The 17,848-nt window shown below is 64.3% G+C and carries 17 protein-coding genes; 10 read left to right on the forward strand and 7 right to left on the reverse strand.

The window, feature by feature from the left end; translation table 11 throughout:
• Nucleotides 1-36 precede the first annotated feature (36 nt).
• The 6 genes from PcP3B5_RS31945 (at nt 37) to rpsA (ending at nt 8,766) form a co-directional block, all read left to right on the forward strand.
• Complete coding sequence (locus PcP3B5_RS31945; RefSeq protein ID WP_061561002.1) at nt 37-999, forward strand: hypothetical protein; 963 nt, start codon at nt 37-39, stop codon at nt 997-999.
• 21 nt (nt 1,000-1,020) lie between these two features.
• Entirely contained in the window at nt 1,021-1,593 is a 573-nt protein-coding gene (locus tag PcP3B5_RS08320) for a hypothetical protein (RefSeq protein WP_070065490.1), read from the forward strand.
• Between the two features lie 193 nt (nt 1,594-1,786).
• On the forward strand, nt 1,787-2,275 hold the full coding sequence (locus PcP3B5_RS31950) for a hypothetical protein (protein ID WP_009620988.1): 489 nt from the start codon (nt 1,787-1,789) through the stop codon (nt 2,273-2,275).
• Nucleotides 2,259-4,571, forward strand: coding sequence for a type II secretion system protein GspD (locus tag PcP3B5_RS08330; RefSeq protein WP_061561003.1), 2,313 nt, complete (start codon nt 2,259-2,261; stop codon nt 4,569-4,571). Before PcP3B5_RS31950 ends, PcP3B5_RS08330 begins: the two co-directional genes overlap by 17 nt.
• 354 nt (nt 4,572-4,925) lie before the next feature.
• The gene (locus PcP3B5_RS30550) at nt 4,926-6,728 is read left to right on the forward strand and encodes a hypothetical protein (RefSeq protein ID WP_082816440.1); all 1,803 of its coding nucleotides are present in this window, start codon (nt 4,926-4,928) and stop codon (nt 6,726-6,728) included.
• Nucleotides 6,729-7,083: 355 nt separating this feature from the next.
• Nucleotides 7,084-8,766, forward strand: a complete 1,683-nt coding sequence (gene rpsA / locus PcP3B5_RS08335; RefSeq protein WP_043267558.1) for a 30S ribosomal protein S1 — start codon at nt 7,084-7,086, stop codon at nt 8,764-8,766.
• A gap of 399 nt (nt 8,767-9,165) precedes the next feature.
• Here rpsA and PcP3B5_RS08340 read toward each other — a convergent pair whose 3' ends face one another.
• The 3 genes from PcP3B5_RS08340 to arsC are packed head-to-tail and all read right to left on the reverse strand — an operon-like array spanning nt 9,166 to nt 10,532.
• Nucleotides 9,166-9,585: a DUF2069 domain-containing protein gene (locus tag PcP3B5_RS08340; protein WP_043267557.1), complete on the reverse strand. Its 420-nt coding sequence runs from the start codon at nt 9,583-9,585 to the stop codon at nt 9,166-9,168.
• Nucleotides 9,586-10,182, reverse strand: coding sequence for an NAD(P)H:quinone oxidoreductase (wrbA, locus tag PcP3B5_RS08345; protein ID WP_009616906.1), 597 nt, complete (start codon nt 10,180-10,182; stop codon nt 9,586-9,588). It lies immediately after the preceding gene.
• The gene (gene arsC, locus PcP3B5_RS08350) at nt 10,179-10,532 is read right to left on the reverse strand and encodes an arsenate reductase (glutaredoxin) (RefSeq protein WP_061561004.1); all 354 of its coding nucleotides are present in this window, start codon (nt 10,530-10,532) and stop codon (nt 10,179-10,181) included. Before arsC ends, wrbA begins: the two co-directional genes overlap by 4 nt.
• A 113-nt stretch (nt 10,533-10,645) precedes the next feature.
• Here arsC and PcP3B5_RS08355 point away from each other — a divergent pair, with 113 nt between their 5' ends.
• Together PcP3B5_RS08355 and PcP3B5_RS08360 are read left to right on the forward strand one after the other, a co-directional pair.
• Nucleotides 10,646-11,875 carry a YihY family inner membrane protein gene (locus PcP3B5_RS08355; protein WP_009616908.1) on the forward strand — a complete coding sequence of 410 codons (1,230 nt, stop codon included), beginning with the start codon at nt 10,646-10,648 and terminating at the stop codon, nt 11,873-11,875.
• 158 nt (nt 11,876-12,033) lie between these two features.
• Entirely contained in the window at nt 12,034-12,231 is a 198-nt protein-coding gene (locus PcP3B5_RS08360) for a hypothetical protein (protein ID WP_061563222.1), read from the forward strand.
• A 3-nt stretch (nt 12,232-12,234) separates the two neighbouring features.
• Here the strand turns inward: PcP3B5_RS08360 and PcP3B5_RS08365 are convergent, their stop codons facing one another.
• A complete protein-coding gene (locus PcP3B5_RS08365) occupies nt 12,235-12,633 on the reverse strand; it encodes a hypothetical protein (RefSeq protein WP_009616910.1) in 399 nt (132 codons plus the stop codon).
• Nucleotides 12,634-12,810: 177 nt separating this feature from the next.
• On the reverse strand, nt 12,811-14,223 hold the full coding sequence (locus PcP3B5_RS08370; protein ID WP_061561005.1) for a PilZ domain-containing protein: 1,413 nt from the start codon (nt 14,221-14,223) through the stop codon (nt 12,811-12,813).
• A 30-nt stretch (nt 14,224-14,253) separates the two neighbouring features.
• On the opposite strand from PcP3B5_RS08370, the gene PcP3B5_RS08375 reads away from it, so the two are divergent.
• Nucleotides 14,254-14,724 carry a TlpA disulfide reductase family protein gene (locus tag PcP3B5_RS08375; protein WP_058072040.1) on the forward strand — a complete coding sequence of 157 codons (471 nt, stop codon included), beginning with the start codon at nt 14,254-14,256 and terminating at the stop codon, nt 14,722-14,724.
• Nucleotides 14,724-14,999: an acylphosphatase gene (locus tag PcP3B5_RS08380; RefSeq protein WP_061561006.1), complete on the forward strand. Its 276-nt coding sequence runs from the start codon at nt 14,724-14,726 to the stop codon at nt 14,997-14,999. The genes PcP3B5_RS08375 and PcP3B5_RS08380 overlap by 1 nt, the downstream gene beginning before the upstream one ends.
• 20 nt (nt 15,000-15,019) lie before the next feature.
• On the opposite strand, the gene PcP3B5_RS08385 is transcribed toward PcP3B5_RS08380, so the two are convergent.
• On the reverse strand, nt 15,020-15,973 hold the full coding sequence (locus tag PcP3B5_RS08385; RefSeq protein ID WP_061561007.1) for a hypothetical protein: 954 nt from the start codon (nt 15,971-15,973) through the stop codon (nt 15,020-15,022).
• Nucleotides 15,974-15,981: 8 nt separating this feature from the next.
• The gene (locus PcP3B5_RS08390; protein ID WP_061561008.1) at nt 15,982-17,697 is read right to left on the reverse strand and encodes a proline--tRNA ligase; all 1,716 of its coding nucleotides are present in this window, start codon (nt 17,695-17,697) and stop codon (nt 15,982-15,984) included.
• Nucleotides 17,698-17,848: the final 151 nt, after the last annotated feature.

Consider the following 17,848-nt stretch of genomic DNA (forward strand, 5'->3'; position numbering starts at 1 on the left):
CTGGAGTGGCGGCGCCAACCCCGTGGCCTGGGGCGGATGCTCCGTACGCAGTGGGTCATCGAGCGTTCGCAATGCCTGTACCGCTGCCTGGACCTGTCCCATGTGCCGGCCAGCGGGAGGGCCCAGGCCCTTGCCCTGAAGCTCGCCGGCCTGTCGCCGTTCCGCTTGCCGGGGCACTACGCGGTCTGGCGCGACGGCTGGGTGCAGCTGTGGCTCTGGGACGAACAGCAGCGCCAGCGGCTCGCCGAAGCGCAACAGGCTGCGTCCGGCTGCCTCTGCCTGCCGGAAACCCTGCTGCAGGCTCCGCCGGCGGCGACTCCAGAGCCAAGTGTTCGCCTGGTGAGCGTCCAGGACGGTGTGGACCTGCAGGTCTGGCGGGCCGGCGTGCTGCGGGCGAGCATCTTCCAGGATGGCCTGCCGCTGTCCGCGACGGCCTGGCAGGCAGTGCGAGGGGTTCCCGGCGTACGCCTGCCCGAGCGGCTGGAGGAAGAGGTACCGGCCTGCCTCGAGCGTCCCTGGGCCTCCGGCGCCAGTCTGGTGGGACGGGACTGGGAGCGCTGGTTGCCCTATGGCCTGGCGGCCACCCTGCTGGCGGGCAGCGCTTTCAACCTGACGCAGGGGGCGCAATGGTGGTGGGCCGAGCGCGGCCTGGCGGGGCAGCAGGTCGTGCTGGCCCAGCAGGTCGAGCCGGTGCTGGCGGCACGTACTCGGGCCATGCAGGCCGAGAGCGAAATCCAGGCTCTGCTGCGCTTGCAGGATGCACCTTCGCAGGTCGAACTGCTGCGCACCGTGGCGGGGCTGCTGCCGGAGGATAGCCGCCTGCTGAGCTGGCGCTTCCGGGAAAGCGCGCTGGAACTGCTCATCCAGACCAGTCGCGCGGACCCGCGGTTCTTCGTCCAGCGGCTGCAGGAGGGCGGCAGGTTCCAGGATGTCCGGGTCGAACCCTCGCCCAGGGGCGATGGCCTGCAACTGGCCATGAACATTCGACAGGGGGAATAGATGGACGCTCGATTGCAAGAGATGCTGCCCCACTGGTCCCGGCTGCGCGAGCAGTGGCGGGAACAGCCCCGCCTGCGCCTGGCGGGATGGATGATCCTGGCGCTGCTGGTCGTGCATCTGCTGTTGCTGGGCAACGACTGGCGCGAAGCCCGCCGTCAGGCGTTCGAGGAGTCGGCCAGGCGCCTGGCGCAGATGCGCGCGCTGGCCGCCCAGGAGCACTGGCCGGACCGCGCCGTCCAGGCGGAAGACGTGCGCAGCGCATTGCGCATGCGTTTGTGGCAGGCACAGAACCCCTCGTTGGCCAGGGCCGATGTGCAGGCCTGGCTGGATGTCCAGACCAAGCAGAGTGGCCTGCAGGAGGCACGCATCTCGGTGTTGCCGCCCCTGGACTTCGAAAAGGAGGGCGTCGGCGCCCGGGTCCAGGCACAAGTGCGCGGACGTTTCGAGCCGAAGAGTTTCGGCCAGCTGCTGCATGCGCTGGAAACGGCGGAGCACTGGGTGAGCATCGACGCCCTCGAGTTGAACGACCGCGGCTCGCCGTCGGTGAGCCTGCAACTCACCTTCCATTTTCGTCCGAACGCAACGCCCCCTTGAGCGGATGAGCGCGGAACGCCCTGATTCGGACGGACATTCAGGCCATTCAGGCACTGTCGATCGTTCGCAGTCCCAGGTTGGGAAACTTCCTTCATGGAAAGCGGCAAAGGCAGCATTTCTGTAATGACAGAATCCCGCCTTCAACTTGTTTCGAATGCACCTTTCCCTAGCGGTATCGATTCATCGGTTTCCTATGACTTCCTTCTTCCCCTTCCGATTGGCCTGGGCGGCGCTTGCCGGCGGCGTCCTGCTGGCGCTGCTCTGGCAGCCACGGGCAGCCATACCCGAGGCTCCGGCTGAGACTGCGCAGTGGCGGCTACCGGAGGTCCGGCCTGTCTCCCGCAATGCCAGCATTCCGGCGCAGATCGCCAGCATGGCCTGGTGGGGCAGCGCCAGGGAGGAGGCCGAGAAAGCACGCTCGGCGCGCATCAGCGTGGACGAGCAGGGCGTGGCCCGGGTCAAGGTCCAATGGCTGTTTCGCGGTGTGGTCGCCGAGGGCGGACAGCGTTTCGCCCTGATCGCCAAGGATGCCGCCGCGCCGCTGTTGCGCTATGCCCCGGGCGACCAGCTACCGGGAGGCGAACGCCTCGAACGGATCGAAGGGCAGGGCATTCGTTTCTCGCTGTCCGAGGATGGCGCAACACAGGACTTTGAAAGGAAACTCTATGCCCCCCTCGAATGACGCCCTTGCAGGTTTTCCCCAGCATCCCCTGTGGCTCGCGATCTGCCTGGGACTGCTGGGAGGTTGCAGTACGGCGCAGCTTCAACTGCCCGCGCCCTTGCTGGAGCAGCGTCAGGCCACGGAAGAAAGCCTGCCGCAGGAAGGGGGCAAAGGGCCTTCGCAGCGACCGCAGCAATCCATGGGGCCGTTGGTGAGTGCGACGCCGACGCCACCCGCTGGGCCCATCGGCGGGCGCGTGGACAAGGCCGATCGCCTGGTGCTCGATGACAAGAATGCCGATCTGCAGGTAAACGTCGAGGATATCGCCCTGCCGGGCTTCATCAACGAAGTCTTCGGCAACCTGCTGGGGCTTTCGTTCGAGATCGACGGCAACCTGAAGAATCGCAACGACCGGGTCACCCTGCGCCTGGAGCAAGCGCAGACCCGGCAGACCGTCTACGACATCGCCTCGCAGGTCATGGCCAATTACGGCGTCGAGATCGTCAAGCAGGGCGGCATCCTGCGCTTCCAGGTCAAGCAGGTCGGCCTGAGTCCCGAGGAACCGCCGATCCTCATCAGCGGCGAGGCTCGGCCGGACGTGCCTATAGCCTACCGACCGGTCTTCCAGTTCGTGCCGCTGCACAACGTTGACCCGAAGGACGTGATCCCCTGGTTGAACAGTGCCTACGACAAATCCGGACTGTCGGCCAGCGCGGACAATCCGCGTGGTGGTCTGATGCTCAAGGGCATGGCCTCCATCGTCAGCCAGGCGGCGCAGGCCGTGAGGCTGCTCGATCAACCATTCATGCGGGGCCAGTACAGTCTGCGCATCGACCCGGCATTCATCACCTCGGCAGAGATGGCCAAGCAACTGAAGACATTGCTCGAGGCCCAGGGTTACAGCGTCAGCATCGGCGAAGCTTCCGGGAGCGTCGTACTGGTGCCGCTGGAAAACTCCAATGGCCTGATCGTGTTTTCCAGCCGGCGCTCGCTGCTGGACCTGGCGCGTGACTGGGCCGGACAGGTGGACCGGGTGCCGCTGGCCAGCGCTGTGGATTCCGCTGGCGCCGGAGCGGAAAGCGAGGGGCTGTTCTTTTATGAGGTGCGTAATACCCGGGCCCAGGAGGTCGCCCGTTCCCTGCGGTCGCTGGTTTCCGGCCTGGGGGCGGGGGGAGCCTATGGGCTGACGCCTGGCCTGGGCAATAGCGCTTCGAGCCGGGCCGCGGCCGCCGCTGGCAACAATGCCCCGTCTTCGCGCCTGGCGATGGGGCGGGGCGACGGTGACATGGGGGCCGGACGATCCGGCGTCGCCCCGCTCGTGCGGCTGGCCGGCGCCCAGGCTCTGCTCTCGGGCAACAACAGTAGCCTGATGGACAGCCTGGCGGCTGGTGTGTCGGGCAGCGGCACCATCGTCGAGGACGAGAATCGCAACGCCATCCTGTTCCGTGGCCCGGCCAGGGTCTGGCAGCAAATGCAGCCACTGCTGCGGCAGTTGGACAAGCCGGCGCGCCAGGTGTTGATCGAGGTGACGGTTGCCAGCGTCACCCTGGGCGACAACCAGGCCATGGGGGCGAACTGGTCGTTCCTGAGTGGGGTGGCGAATGTTGACCCCAGGTTCGCACGGGATATCTCCGGAGGGGAGTCCGGCTTCAAATACATGATCAACACCGCCGGGGGGACGAAAGCGACATTGACGGCTCTGGCCAACGACTCTCGTACGCGAATCCTGGCCACCCCTCGGATCCTGGTGAAAAGTGGCGAGCAGGCCAACATCAATGTCGGCACCGACATTCCGATCGTGACCGGCCGGCAAACCGATGGCAGCAACACCGGTGGAAACTCCAACCTGCTGCAATCGATCTCCTATCGCTCCACCGGCGTCATCCTCAATGTTTCTCCGGTCGTCTACTCGAACAACCGGGTCGACCTGACGGTCAGCCAGGAAGTCAGCGATGGTGGCGGCGGGGCCTCTACCGGGAGCGATGGAGGCGATGTTTCCTCTCCACCGATCAAGCGCACGTCGCTGGAGACCTCGCTGACCCTGCAAAGCGGCGGCTCCATCTTCATGGGCGGGTTGATCAACGAGAGCCATGTGGACAGCAATGCCGGCGTACCGTGGCTGAAGGATCTGCCGGTCTTAGGCTATCTGTTCGGCAAGCAGTCCCGGACCAAGTCCAAGGACGAGGTGGTGATGCTGATCCAGCCCTACATCATCGACGGCGCGGAAGACGCCAGGGAGATCACCGAGAAGCTTCGGCGGATGATCGAACCCGCAATCAACTGTGACAGGTCGCTGGCCGAGTGTCGCAGCGTGTAAGAATCGATTTTTATATTTCTGGTTTCAGTCTGAAATAAAGTTGATGTTTAGTAGGAGATTTCCTGTTTTTTCAAATTTGCTTATGCGGTCTTATTTGAGGGAATTGTTAGGTTCATGGCGTTGCAAATTACTCATCAGGGACGGGAATATCCACTCATGGAATGCCAGGTTAGTCTGTCGTTTCATATTCAGTTCTTGGGACGGTGCCGCTGAGGCTGAGTCCCTATTCTGGTAGTGATTATGGAGCCGGCTTGATTTGTTCCGGGTGAAAAGTTTTGCTCGGAGAAAATCGGAGTTCGGTCTATTGCCAGTGTTCGACTGAATGGAGTGAGTCAAATACAAATGGAGATTGAGATGAGAAAGACAATTCTGAGTGCGGCTATTGCTTCCATGGTTTTCGCAGGTGGAGCCAACGCAGGGGTTATCAGTATTGCAAGTGGGCAGGGCGGGGAAGGTGTCATCAAGAACTCTCCGGGCGTAGTCGATCAGTATGCTCCGGGGCAGGGCAATTACAAATCCGGAGCAAGCCTAGGGAGCGGTGCCGGCTATACCAGCCGAGCTGCCAATATGACCATAGCCCAGGAAGTATTCGGCAGGAATGCCGAACGAGTCGAACTGGTTCTTCCTGACGTTGAATACCAGTTGGATGCGGCTAAGGCAAAGCACATCAGGGCTGGGCACGCGATCCGTGTGACCCTGGACCGGTCGGGCGGACGTTTTGCCAACGGCGTGACTGCAAACCAGATTCAAATAGGTACCCTTGCTCCCGGCAAGGGCTTCGTTGTCGAGGGTAGCGTGGGGACCAGCACGCTGAGCCTGACGCTGGATGAACTTGGTGCCCTGGAGCTCGCAAAGGGGAGCGCCGAGAGTTCGATCGTTCGTTTCAATTTTCGAACGCCTAATACTTCCAGCCGGCAGTCTACTTCGGTCAATGATCTGAGCAACGCATTGCGGGGGGATTCGACTTTCCTGGGGCAGTCCGATATCGGCATAGCAGGAGGTGAGTTGTCGGATGATCGGCCGTTCCATGTGACGCTGTCCGCCCTGCTGGATACGACTGTCGGCCCCAATGCCGGGAGTGCGCAGAATAACGATTCGACTCAGCCCTTGATGATATTCACTTCCTTGCCTGCGGTATATTGGGATGTATTGAACGTCAATAAGTACGGTCAGAACAGGGTTCTGTATCCCTTGAATGGCTCTGATAGAAAGTTTGATACCTCTGCCTCCGCGAATCCGGAAGTGCGTGATAACTCCAACTATGGCGATAGCTATGCTCGCTTGGGTAGCGTGCGCTTGGGAGTGAATCAGGACGTACTGAACGCTTGGAGGGAAGGGGAAAGGCGGTTCTTCATCGAAACCAGCGATCAGCTTTCCACTTACATCGCTGGTAATTTCTCTGGTATCAAGTCGGTTGCTCTGACGACATCCAGTTGTCGAGAATATAAAGAGGGCGTTGCTGGAGTTGCGCATGTATGGCAGGGGAAAGAGCTCGTTGGAAAGCCTGAGGCCGACGGTGTAACCCAGCTGTGGTTCGGGTTGTCGAATAATGATGCGAACAAGGTCTACAACATTTGCGCGGTTGCCGATGGCGTAACGCCGATGGCCGCTCAGCAGAATTTTGCCGTCGGAAACTTGATCGTGAATTTCACCAATTACAATTATGTCGATCGGGTGCTCCCTGGCGGCAAACTCGATCATTTCTGGAGAAACAGCTGCGTTGCAAGCCTGTTCAACCTTCCAAACTCGAGCAACTCCGATATCTTTTATATTCGTTTGACGAATACCAGTAACGATGGTCGTTCTGGAGGGGTGCGTGGCGTTCTATATGATGAGAATGGAAAGCGCTACCCCGCGAAAGGCAGTGCGTCCCTTGTCGACCAGAGCGGAAAAACGATGCTGCGTGCGCATGAGACGGGTATCTACACCGTTCGGCAGGTAGCCTCGGCTTTTGGTGTGGATGGCACAAACTGGAACGGTGCGAATGGTCGAGCACGGTTGGTCCTGGAGGGCGATTTCCCGTCTTGTGAGGCTTTGGGCCTGCTGCGGATGGCGAATGGCACTTTGGTGAACATGACTGCGACTACCCAGGGCAATTTCAATGGTGATGGTCCTTCCACCACCGTTGGGCACAATGCAGGCAACAATCGCAATTGATCTGCTCTGGGGCGGGGAGAGGCGGGCTGTCTCTCTCCGCTCTTTTCGAAGGTGTCTCCCTGGACGCTGCAGCCGCAAGCATGGGGTCTGCATGAGCAGGCTGCTCACGAGTCTGCCGGCATTTGACGCCTGTGACAGCGGTTGCTAACATTCCAGACCTTGTATTGGGAGGCTTTCGTCCATAGTTGGCGGAGCAACCCGTAAAAATTGAATGTGGAGTGCCCGGCTTCGGCCTGGCGCGGCCAGGGGCCGGCAGGATACCAGTCTCGATCCTGCTGGCTTCTTTTTCATCACTTGACCGCGTTCGCTGGTGGCGCGGAGCCGGGCCTACAGGCCTTTGACTACAGGTATAAACATGAGCGAAAGCTTCGCAGAACTCTTTGAAGAAAGTCTGAAATCCCTCGACATGCAGCCGGGTGCCATCATCACCGGCATCGTGGTCGACATCGACGGTGACTGGGTCACCGTGCATGCCGGCCTGAAGTCCGAGGGCGTCATCCCGGTCGAGCAGTTCTACAACGAACAGGGCGAGCTGACCATCAAGGTGGGTGACGAAGTCCACGTTGCGCTGGACGCGGTTGAAGATGGCTTCGGTGAAACCAAGCTGTCCCGCGAGAAAGCCAAGCGTGCCGAATCCTGGCTGGTTCTGGAAGCTGCCTTCAACGCTGATGAAGTGGTCAAGGGCGTAATCAACGGCAAGGTCAAGGGCGGCTTCACCGTCGACGTCAGCGGCATCCGCGCGTTCCTGCCGGGTTCCCTGGTCGATGTCCGTCCGGTGCGTGATACCACTCACCTGGAAGGCAAAGAGCTCGAGTTCAAGGTCATCAAGCTGGACCAGAAGCGCAACAACGTTGTCGTTTCCCGTCGTAGCGTCCTGGAAGCCGAGAACAGCGCCGAGCGCGAAGCCCTGCTGGAATCCCTGCAGGAAGGCCAGCAAGTCAAGGGTATCGTCAAGAACCTCACCGACTACGGCGCATTCGTGGACCTGGGCGGCGTAGACGGCCTGCTGCACATCACCGACATGGCTTGGAAGCGCATCAAGCACCCGTCGGAAATCGTCAACGTCGGCGACGAGATCGATGTCAAGGTTCTGAAGTTCGACCGCGAGCGCAACCGCGTCTCCCTGGGCCTGAAGCAACTGGGCGAAGACCCGTGGGTTGCCATCAAGGCTCGTTACCCGGAAGGCACCCGCGTCATGGCCCGCGTCACCAACCTCACCGACTACGGCTGCTTCGCCGAGCTGGAAGAGGGCGTGGAAGGCCTGGTACACGTCTCCGAAATGGACTGGACCAACAAGAACATCCACCCGTCGAAAGTCGTTCAGGTTGGCGACGAAGTGGAAGTTCAGGTTCTGGACATCGACGAAGAGCGTCGTCGTATCTCCCTGGGCATCAAGCAGTGCAAATCCAACCCGTGGGAAGACTTCTCCGGCCGCTTCAACAAGGGCGACAAGATCTCCGGCACCATCAAGTCGATCACCGACTTCGGTATCTTCATCGGTCTGGAAGGCGGCATCGACGGCCTGGTTCACCTGTCCGACATCTCCTGGAACGAAGCCGGTGAAGAAGCCGTGCGTCGCTTCAAGAAGGGCGACGAGCTGGAAACCGTCATCCTCTCCGTCGATCCGGAGCGCGAGCGCATCTCCCTGGGCATCAAGCAACTGGAAGACGATCCGTTCTCCAGCTACGCCGGCCAGCACGAGAAGGGCAGCATCGTTCGCGGCATCGTCAAGGAAGTTGACGCCAAAGGCGCCGTCATCAGCCTGGGCGACGAGATCGAAGGCGTTCTGAAGGCTTCCGAAATCAGCCGCGACCGCGTCGAAGACGCCCGCAACGTGCTGAAGGAAGGCGAAGAAGTCGAAGCCAAGATCATCAGCATCGACCGCAAGAGCCGCGTCATCAGCCTCTCCATCAAGTCCAAGGACGTCGATGACGAGAAGGATGCGATGAAAGAGCTGCGTAGCAAGCAAGAAGTAGAAAACACCGGTCCGACCACCATTGGTGATCTGATTCGTGCGCAAATGGAGAATCAGGGCTAAGTCCTGATTCCTCTAAGAAAAAGGGCGACCTCGGTCGCCCTTTTTCGTTTTCCAGGAAGCCCTTACCAAGGAAGCACGATCGTGTCTTGCAGGCCGCGCCGAGGTGCTCTTCGTAGGATGGGTATCGCTTCGCTCAACCCATCCTACGGGGCTCGCGAATAAGCCCCCGCAGCGGAATCTGTTCGCGAGCAAGCTCGCTCCTACGATGCGTCCGCCTCCGAGGCCACCTGTAGGAGCAACTGTCTTGCCGACTGCGCCGAGATGCTCTTTGTAGGATGGGTTGAGCTTGCGAAACCCATGCGGCCGCGGTGATGGGTATCGCTTCACTCAACACCATCCTACGGGTTTTTTTGCCGGAAGGTGTAGGCGCGGGCCCTGCCCGCGAATCGCGCGCAGGGTCTAATCCTCCCCCGCCAGCTTGCGCTCGTACTGGAAGCGCCAGCGGGTGTACAGCAGCGCCGCGCAGAACAGGCTCACGCTGAGCAGCACCTCGGCCCAGCCGTAGATGCGCTGGCCCGGCTCGAAGGTGTTGAGCACCCCGGTGATGAAGTACAGGTTGACCACGTAGCAGGCCCAGGCGTGGCCGCGGGCGCTGCCGATCAGCATGCCCGGGGCGATGATCAGCAGCGGCAGCAGCTTGAGCGCGGTCCACACCTTCGGCACCCAGTCCGGCGCGCCGCGGGCGTCGGTGAACAGCAGGCCCCAGGTGAGGATCAGCAGGACCAGGCCCAGCAGGCTGCCCAGGCTCACCGCTCGGCTCGCGGCCAGGCGCGGGCGCAGGTGCTCGAGGGAGGGCAGGGGTTTCTTCTTGCGGGCCATTCAGCGCTCCAGTTTGCCGGCGACCTCGGCCAGGCGCTTGCCCAGCGCGCGGCACAGGGTGATCTCGTGTTCGTCCAGGGCGCGCTTGCCGTCGGCGCCGGCGAAGTGGCTGGCGCCATAGGGCGTGCCGCCGCCGCGGGTCTCCAGCAGGGCCGGTTCGCTGTAGGGGATGCCGGTGACCAGCATGCCGTGGTGCAGCAGCGGCAGCAGCATGGACAGCTGGGTGGTCTCCTGGCCGCCGTGCAGGCTGGCGGTGGAGGTGAACACCGCCGCCGGCTTGCCGACCAGGGCGCCGGTCAGCCACAGGCTGCTGGTGCCGTCGAGGAAGTACTTCAGCGGCGCGGCCATGTTGCCGAAGCGCGTCGGGCTGCCCATGGCCAGGCCGGCGCAGTCCTTGAGGTCGTCGAGGGTGGCGTAGAGCGCGCCTTCCTCGGGCAGGTCCGGGGCCACCGCCTCGCACTCGGTGGACACCGCCGGCACCGTGCGCAGGCGCGCCTCCAGGCCGCCCTGCTCGATGCCGCGGGCGATCTGCCGGGCCATCTCGGCGGTGGCACCATGACGGCTGTAGTAGAGCACCAGGATGTAGGGCGCGCTCAAGGCAGGATCTCCAGCACCTTCTCCGGCGGCCGGCCGATCACCGCCTTGTCGCCGGCCACCAGGATGGGCCGTTCGATCAGCTTCGGATGCGCGGCCATGGCCTCGATCAGCTGGGCGTCGCTGAGCTGCGGGTCAGCCAGGCCGAGGGCCTTGTATTCCTCCTCGCCGGTGCGCAGCAGCTGGCGCGCGCTGATGTCCAGCTTGCCGAGCAGCGCCTGCAGTTCGGCGGCGCTGGGCGGCGTTTCCAGGTAGCGCACGATGGTCGGGGCCAGGCCGCGCGCCTCGAGCAGTTCGAGGGCGCCGCGGGACTTGGAGCAGCGCGGGTTGTGGAAAAGTGTCAGTTGGCTCATATCCATGGGCTCGCTGGGCCGTTAAAGTGGCGGCTATTCTAACCGCCTCCCGAGGGTTGGCTGAACCATCGGCGTTCGGCCGGGCCGGCGGCCCTGCGACTTAAGGACACAGCATGCACCCGCGCCTGCGGAACCTGATCGAGTTCTGGCGTTATCTGCTCCAGCGTTTCCATGCCGACCGCGTCAGCAGCCATGCCGCCGCGCTGACCTACACCACGCTGTTCGCCGTAGTGCCGATGATGACCGTGACCTTCGCCATCGTCTCGGCCATTCCCACCTTCGAAGGCATGGGCGAGCGCATCCAGCTGTTCATCTTCCACAACTTCGTGCCGTCCACCGGCGAGGCGGTGGAGACCTACCTGCGCGCCTTCATCGTCCAGGCGCGCCACCTGACCTGGCTGGGGGTGGCCTTCCTGGCGGTCACCGCGTTCAGCATGCTGGTGACCATCGAGCGGGTGTTCAACGAGATCTGGCGGGTGCGCAAGCCGCGCCGCGGGGTGACGCGCTTCCTGCTGTACTGGGCGATCCTCAGCCTGGGGCCGCTGCTGCTGGGCGCCGGCTTCGCGGTGTCGACCTACGTCACTTCGCTGTCGCTGCTGTCCGGGCCCCATGCGCTGCCCGGCGCCGGCATGTTGCTGAAGTTCATGCCGCTGCTGTTCAGCGTGGCGGCCTTCACCCTCATCTACGCCGCGGTGCCCAACGCCCGCGTGCCGCCGCTGCACGCCCTGGCCGGCGGCGCGCTGACGGCTTTCCTGTTCGAGGCGGCCAAGTCGCTGTTCGGCCTCTACGTCGGCCTGTTCCCCGGCTACAAGCTGATCTACGGCGCCTTCGCCACTGTGCCGCTGTTCCTGCTGTGGATCTACCTGTCCTGGCTGATCGTGCTGTTCGGCGCCGAACTGGTCTGCAATCTGTCCTCGACGCGCCTGTGGCGGCGCAGGGCGTTGCCGCGGCTGCTGGTGCTGCTGGGCGTGCTGCGGGTGTTCTACGAGCGCCAGCGCCAGGGCGAGGCGACGCGCCTGGCGCACCTGCACCGCGCCGGCTGGATGCTGCCGGAGGACGAATGGGAGGAGCTGCTGGCCTTCCTCGAACGCGAGCAGATGGTCTGCCGCTCGGGCGGCAGCGACGATACCTGGGTGTTGTGCCGCGACCTGGGCAGCTACAGCCTGCATCGCCTGCTCAACCGCTGCCCCTGGCCGCTGCCGTGCCTGGAGACGCTGCCGGACAGCCTGGCGGAGGACTGGTACCCGCCCCTGCGCGAGGCCCTGCAGCGCTACCAGGCGGAGCGGGAGGTGCTGTTCGGCGGCAGTCTCGCAGAATGGTTGAGTCCGTCACATTCCAGGTGACGTAAAAGGTCAGTTTGCGGCGAAACGGAATGCTGGAAGCGGTCGGGCGGAGATGAAAATGCGTGGAATCGCGGGCCTCGAAAGTTTGGCACGCTTCTGGCTATAACCGGTTCAGGACAGTGGTGTTCCCCAGAAGTTCCGAGAAGGCCCGCATCTTCATGAACAAAGACCTGAACAAAGTTGTACACCTGCACCAGCGCGACCCGCAGAGCGCCCTGGAGCGGCTGAATAGAATCACCGGTCTGCAGTTCAGCAGCTGGCCCGAGTCGCTGCTGCCCAGCGTGCATGCCGCGCTCGACGAGCGGGCTACCAGCACCGCCGAGCCCGTCGGCGAACCCGCCCGCCAGCTGGGTTGAGCGCTACGACAGCTGGCCGGCGTTGATCCGCTGGTCGCTGGCGATCTGTTCCACCGCCTGGACGAAGAGTTCTTCCACCGTCAGGCGCGAAAGTCCCACCGCCGAACGCAATCTGATCTGCAGATTGTCGATCCTGTAGCGATACGGCAGCCGCGCGATGCCGGACAGCAGTATGCGTCCGCTGGCGTTGAGGGTGCCGTGGTCGATCACCACCTCGTGCTGCCGCTCGCCGTCGCCGTAGCTGGCCAGCAGCGTCACCGGCAACTGGGCCATGCCCGGCACCAGCAGCCAGGCGGCGACGTTGTAGTCGCAAGCCCGCCCACCGTTGCTGGTACCGAGGGGCCTGGCATTGGCCACTATGTGTTCGGGCACCCGGCTGACGATCTGATCCGTGGGCTGCATATGTCTGTCGCTTCCGTGAATGGGTTCGGCCGGCGTACTTGGCGCCTGCGTGTTCTGACAGGATGTAGGGCCTGGCGGAAGGAAAACTTCCGCAAGCCCCGCATTATAGGGAGCAACAGGCCCACAAAACGTGCGTGTTAGCGATCCTGGCTGTGACCTGTTTCCCAAATGACATCATCAGCCCAGCCGCAGCGGATGCCGGCTGACCAGGGGCGTGGCCAGGTTGGCCGTGGGCAGCGGGAGGATGGTCTGGTTGTCGAAGCTGGCCAGTTGCAGCCAGAGATTCTCGCCCTCGACGAATTGCCCCTGGGGCAGCCAGATGCCGTGGTACCAGCCGTTGCCCGGTTCCGGGGTGCTCTGCAGGACCGCCGGGTGCCGCTGTGCGTCAGGCGTGCGGCGCAGCCAGGCCGGCCGCGGCAGGCCCTTGAGGAAGCGCAGGCCCAGGTGCAGGCCGTCGCCATTGAGGTGACGCCAGCGCACCACCGCCAGGATCGGCGAGCCCGGCTTGTCGAGGATCAGCAGCAGTTGCCCGACCGGCAGGCGCTGTGCCTGGCTGCCCTGGCAGACGATGCGCGCCCCGCCGGGGCTGGCGTCGGCCATCTGCGCCTCGCAGCTGCCGGCGGCGCTGGCCAGCAGGTGGGCCTGGATGGCCGTCAGGCCGATCACCAGTTGGCAGCTCGCATGCTTCTCGGCGCGCGTATGACGGCGCGGCTGGTGGCCCAGCCAGTGCGGGCGGACACGCTCCAGCAGCAGGCTCTCGGCCGCCGGGCGCAGCGGTGCCGGGTCGTGCAGGGCGATCAGCAGCGCGCCCAGTTCCAGGCGGCGCAGGCGTTCGGGCGGTGCCTCGGGCTTCTGGTCGAAGCCCAGGCAGGGGCGGTCGTCGCCAAGGTCGACCAGGTAGCCTTCCTGCTCCTCTTCCTCGTCGTCCCAGTCCTGCAGCCGGGCCATGCCGGCCAGCGGCGCGAGGGCGCTGAACAGGTGCGGAGCCTCGCCCTCGGTGAGGTGGAAGGGGTTGCTCAGCGCCAGCAGCAGGGATTGCTGGTACAGGCCCCGCAGGGTTCCGGCCGGGGTGGGTTCGAAGGCGGCGGCGATGGGTTCGTCCAGGCACTGCTGGTATTCGCCTATCCAGTACAGCAGGTGGCTGTCGCGCCACAGCGAGCCCGGCGGCTGCTGGTACTGCTGGTAATGGCGCAGCAGGGCCTGGGCGAGGAAGTGCTCGGCCATGTACAGGCACCACGCCAGGTGCGGGCGCGAAGGCTTGTGGCCGTTGAGTATCTGCAGCAGCAGGCGCTTGAAGCCGGCGGCCAGTTCGCCGCACAGGTGCACGAAGAGAGCCGGCGGCGTCTTCTCGGCGCGGATCAGCCGGGTGTAATGGCGATATTCTTCGGCGAGGCTTTGCAGCGCGCGCTGCCTTTCCAGTAAGGTCAGTGCGCAACGGTTGAGCCTGAAGAGGACGCCCAGGCAGTGCTGCAGGCCTTCGTGCAGGGGCAGCCGCCGGGCCTGCAGCAGTCCTGCCGACAGGTTGCTCGCCGCGTCGCCGTTGTCTTCGAGAATGTCCGGCACTTCCAGGCGCAGGGCAGAGAGCATCATGACCACCCCGCATACACGAGGACTGAAGGCATGGGAGTACGGCTCCGTTTTGTCAGTGGACTGTTGGCCGGCCTGATCCTGGCCGGCTGCTCGGCGGATTACGGCGTCGATCAGCATGGAAAGAAGGTACCTACAGCAAGCCTAGATGGCCAGTGGCTAGTCATCAATTACTGGGCCGACTGGTGCGTGCCTTGCCGCAAGGAAGTGCCCGAGCTCAACCGCCTGGCGGAGGACAGCCGGGACAAGGGCGTGCGGGTGCTGGGGGTCAACTACGATGGCCTGCGCGACGCCGAGCTGAGCAAGGCCGCGCAAGACCTGGGGATCCGCTACACGGTGCTGGCCGACGACCCGGCGCCGCGCTTCAAGCTGCCGCGCAGCGAGGCGTTGCCGGTGACCTACATCGTCGACGCCAAGGGCCAGGTGCGCGAGCGCATGCTGGGCGAACAGACGGCCAGCGGCGTACAGGCTCGCCTGCTGGCCCTGCAAGGGGAGAAACGCTGATGGCGAGAATCTGCATGCACGGCTTCGTCAGTGGACGCGTGCAGGGCGTCTACTATCGCCAGGGCACCCAGGAGCAGGCCGACCGGCTGGGTATCGACGGCTGGGTGCGCAACCTGCCCGATGGGCGGGTCGAGGTGCTGATGGAAGGGGAGGAGAGCGCCGTCCACGCGCTGCGCGAGTGGCTGCACCAGGGCCCGGAGAAGGCCCAGGTGACGGACGTGGCGTTGCAGGACATGCCGGTCCAGGGCATCACCGGCTTCATCGTGCGGCGCTGAGCCCCGGCGGCGGCCCGGGCTCAGTTGCTGGCGCCGGGGTCCGCGGCCAGGCGGCCGGCGTCGCTCAGCAGGCGCTGGAGAAATTCCTTCTGCAGCTCCGGATCGTTGCGCGTCAGCTCGATCAGGCTCTGCTCCAGCTCGCTGGCTTCCTCTTCCAGGCCGAGGTCGGACAGGCGCTTGACGCGGTGCACCCAGTGCTGCACGTCCTCGCCTTCAAGGTCGTCGTAGATCAGCGCATGAGCTTCGTGCAGCTTGCCCCGCAGCGTCGGGCTGACCAGCAGGCTGGCCTCGGCGTGGGCGCTGTCCTGGGCATCGCGCACGCTCAGCTGCAGGCGGCCGGCGCGGTACACGGCGTCGTCGCTGAAGGGGCTGTCCAGCAGGTTCAGGCGCAGGATGCCGTGACGGTCGGTCAGCAGTTCCTGGGTCTCCTTGCCGACGCTCACCTGCACCGGGCGCTCGGCCCAGGGCAGGCTGGAGTACTCGGTGTGCCTGTTGCGCCGCTGTTCGTCGATGTTGGCCAGGTTCTGCTCGGCGCGGCCGTTGGATTGCACGTTCATGAACGGGTTCATGCCGTCGATGCCGTAGCTGATCCAGCCGCGGGTGACGCTTTCCGGCAGGTTGCCCAGGGCGAACACGTTGACCACGTTGGCGCCGATGCCGGCGACGAAGGTCAGCGCGCCCAGCGGCACTTCGTAGAACTCGCGCCAGCCCTGGTAGGGCGTGTAGCGGTCGTAGCGGCGGGTGACCTCGAAGGTGGTGACTTCGAAGGTCTTCTGCTCCTGCACGCGGACGCGGCGCTGCGGCAGCTGCAGGACGCCGGGCTCGCCGACGTCGATCTGCAGGCTGTGGTCGAGCAGCTTGCGCTCGACGCGCTCCTCGTGTTCGCTGCGCTGCGACATCTGGTTGGCGCAGCCGCTCAAGACAAGGCTGCCGCACAGGGCGGCAACCTTGAGGCCGGTGGTGCTTCGGGACATCGCGCTGCTCAGTTGCCGATCTTCGCCTTGAGGAAGCTCATCACGTCGGCCACGGCGACGTTCTGCGACTCGCTGTCGCGACGGCCCTTGTACTCCAGGGTGCCTTCGCCCAGGCCGCGGTCGCTGACCACGATGCGGTGCGGGATGCCGATCAGCTCCATGTCGGCGAACTTCACGCCGGGGCTGGTCTTCTTGTCGCGGTCGTCCAGCAGCACTTCGTAGCCGGCGGCGGTCAGCTCGGCGTAGAGTTTGTCGGTGGCCTCGCGCACGCTTTCGGTCTCGTACTTCAGCGGCACGATGGCGACCTGGAAGGGCGCCAGGGCGGCCGGCCAGAGGATGCCGCGCTCGTCGTTGTTCTGCTCGATGGCGGCGGCGACCACGCGGGATACGCCGATGCCGTAGCAGCCCATGATTAGGGTGACCGGCTTGCCCTGCTCGCTGAGCACGGAAAGGCCCATCGCCTCGCTGTACTTGGTGCCGAGCTGGAAGATGTGGCCGACCTCGATGCCGCGGCGGATCACCAGGGTGCCCTTGCCGTCGGGGCTGGGGTCGCCGGCGACGACGTTGCGCAGGTCGGCGACTTCCGGCAGCGGCAGGTCGCGTTCCCAGTTCACGCCGAAGTAGTGCTTGTCGTCGAGGTTGGCGCCGATGGCGAAGTCGCTCATCAGGGCCACCGAGCGGTCGACGATGCAGGGTAGCGGCAGGTTCAGCGGGCCGAGGGAGCCGGGGGCAGCGCCGATGGCGGCCTTGATCTCGGCTTCGCTGGCCATCTGCAGGGGGCTGGCGACCAGGGGCTGGTTGGCGGCCTTGATCTCGTTCAGCTCATGGTCGCCGCGGACCACCAGGGCGACCAGCTTGCCTTCCTCGGCGCCGCGCACCACCAGGGTCTTGATGGTCTTCTCGATGGGCAGGCCGAACTTCTCCACCAGGTCGGCGATGGTCTTGGTGTCCGGGGTATCGACCAGGCGCAGTTCCTCGGTGGCGGCGCCGCGCGCGGTTTCACGCGGTACGGCCTCGGCCTTCTCGATGTTGGCGGCGTAGTCGGAGCTGTCGCTGAAGACGATGTCGTCCTCGCCGGAGTTGGCCAGCACGTGGAATTCGTGGGAGCCGCTGCCGCCGATGGAGCCGTTGTCGGCCTGCACGGGACGGAAATCCAGGCCCAGGCGGGTGAAGATCTTGCAGTAGGCCGTGTACATGCCGTCGTAGGTCTGCTGCAGCGATTCCTGGTTCATGTGGAAGGAGTAGGCGTCCTTCATGATGAACTCACGGCCGCGCATCAGGCCGAAGCGCGGACGGATCTCGTCACGGAACTTGGTCTGGATCTGGTAGAAGTTGATCGGCAGCTGCTTGTAGCTGGACAGCTCGTTGCGCGCCAGGTCGGTGATGACCTCTTCATGGGTTGGGCCGACGCAGAACTCGCGGTCGTGGCGGTCCTTAAGGCGCAGCAGCTCGGGGCCGTACTGCTGCCAGCGGCCGGACTCCTGCCACAGCTCGGCGGGCTGCACGGCCGGCATCAGCACTTCCAGGGCGCCGGCGGCGTTCATTTCTTCGCGGACGATGGTCTCGGCCTTGCGCAGCACCCGCAGGCCCATCGGCAGCCAGGTGTAGAGACCCGAGGCCAGCTTGCGGATCATGCCGGCGCGCAGCAGCAACTGGTGGCTGATCACCACGGCATCGGCAGGGGTTTCTTTCAGGGTGGACAGCAGGTACTGACTGGTACGCATGGTTGGCCGTTATTCGATTGCGAGACAGAGGTAGGCGGGCATTGTACGGTGCGTGCCTGGCGCCGTACAGGGCGCGGCCGGGGGAGCCGGATGCCGCGGAACGCGGAAAAGGAAAAGCCCGGCGCGGGGCCGGGCTTTCCTTGACCTGCGG

The organism is Pseudomonas citronellolis (assembly GCF_001586155.1).
Classification (GTDB): domain Bacteria; phylum Pseudomonadota; class Gammaproteobacteria; order Pseudomonadales; family Pseudomonadaceae; genus Pseudomonas; species Pseudomonas citronellolis.

Excerpts from the sequence above, each read along its gene's own strand:
- PcP3B5_RS31945 (WP_061561002.1), top strand. The coding sequence starts at position 37 with ATGCTCCGTACGCAGTGGGTCATCGAGCGTTCGCAATGCCTGTACCGC.
- PcP3B5_RS08320 (WP_070065490.1), top strand. The coding sequence starts at position 1,021 with ATGCTGCCCCACTGGTCCCGGCTGCGCGAGCAGTGGCGGGAACAGCCC.
- PcP3B5_RS31950 (WP_009620988.1), top strand. The coding sequence starts at position 1,787 with ATGACTTCCTTCTTCCCCTTCCGATTGGCCTGGGCGGCGCTTGCCGGC.
- PcP3B5_RS08330 (WP_061561003.1), top strand. The coding sequence starts at position 2,259 with ATGCCCCCCTCGAATGACGCCCTTGCAGGTTTTCCCCAGCATCCCCTG.
- PcP3B5_RS30550 (WP_082816440.1), top strand. The coding sequence starts at position 4,926 with ATGAGAAAGACAATTCTGAGTGCGGCTATTGCTTCCATGGTTTTCGCA.
- rpsA (WP_043267558.1), top strand. The coding sequence starts at position 7,084 with ATGAGCGAAAGCTTCGCAGAACTCTTTGAAGAAAGTCTGAAATCCCTC.
- PcP3B5_RS08340 (WP_043267557.1), bottom strand. The coding sequence starts at position 9,585 with ATGGCCCGCAAGAAGAAACCCCTGCCCTCCCTCGAGCACCTGCGCCCG.
- arsC (WP_061561004.1), bottom strand. The coding sequence starts at position 10,532 with ATGAGCCAACTGACACTTTTCCACAACCCGCGCTGCTCCAAGTCCCGC.
- PcP3B5_RS08355 (WP_009616908.1), top strand. The coding sequence starts at position 10,646 with ATGCACCCGCGCCTGCGGAACCTGATCGAGTTCTGGCGTTATCTGCTC.
- PcP3B5_RS08360 (WP_061563222.1), top strand. The coding sequence starts at position 12,034 with ATGAACAAAGACCTGAACAAAGTTGTACACCTGCACCAGCGCGACCCG.
- PcP3B5_RS08365 (WP_009616910.1), bottom strand. The coding sequence starts at position 12,633 with ATGCAGCCCACGGATCAGATCGTCAGCCGGGTGCCCGAACACATAGTG.
- PcP3B5_RS08370 (WP_061561005.1), bottom strand. The coding sequence starts at position 14,223 with ATGATGCTCTCTGCCCTGCGCCTGGAAGTGCCGGACATTCTCGAAGAC.
- PcP3B5_RS08375 (WP_058072040.1), top strand. The coding sequence starts at position 14,254 with ATGGGAGTACGGCTCCGTTTTGTCAGTGGACTGTTGGCCGGCCTGATC.
- PcP3B5_RS08380 (WP_061561006.1), top strand. The coding sequence starts at position 14,724 with ATGGCGAGAATCTGCATGCACGGCTTCGTCAGTGGACGCGTGCAGGGC.
- PcP3B5_RS08385 (WP_061561007.1), bottom strand. The coding sequence starts at position 15,973 with ATGTCCCGAAGCACCACCGGCCTCAAGGTTGCCGCCCTGTGCGGCAGC.
- PcP3B5_RS08390 (WP_061561008.1), bottom strand. The coding sequence starts at position 17,697 with ATGCGTACCAGTCAGTACCTGCTGTCCACCCTGAAAGAAACCCCTGCC.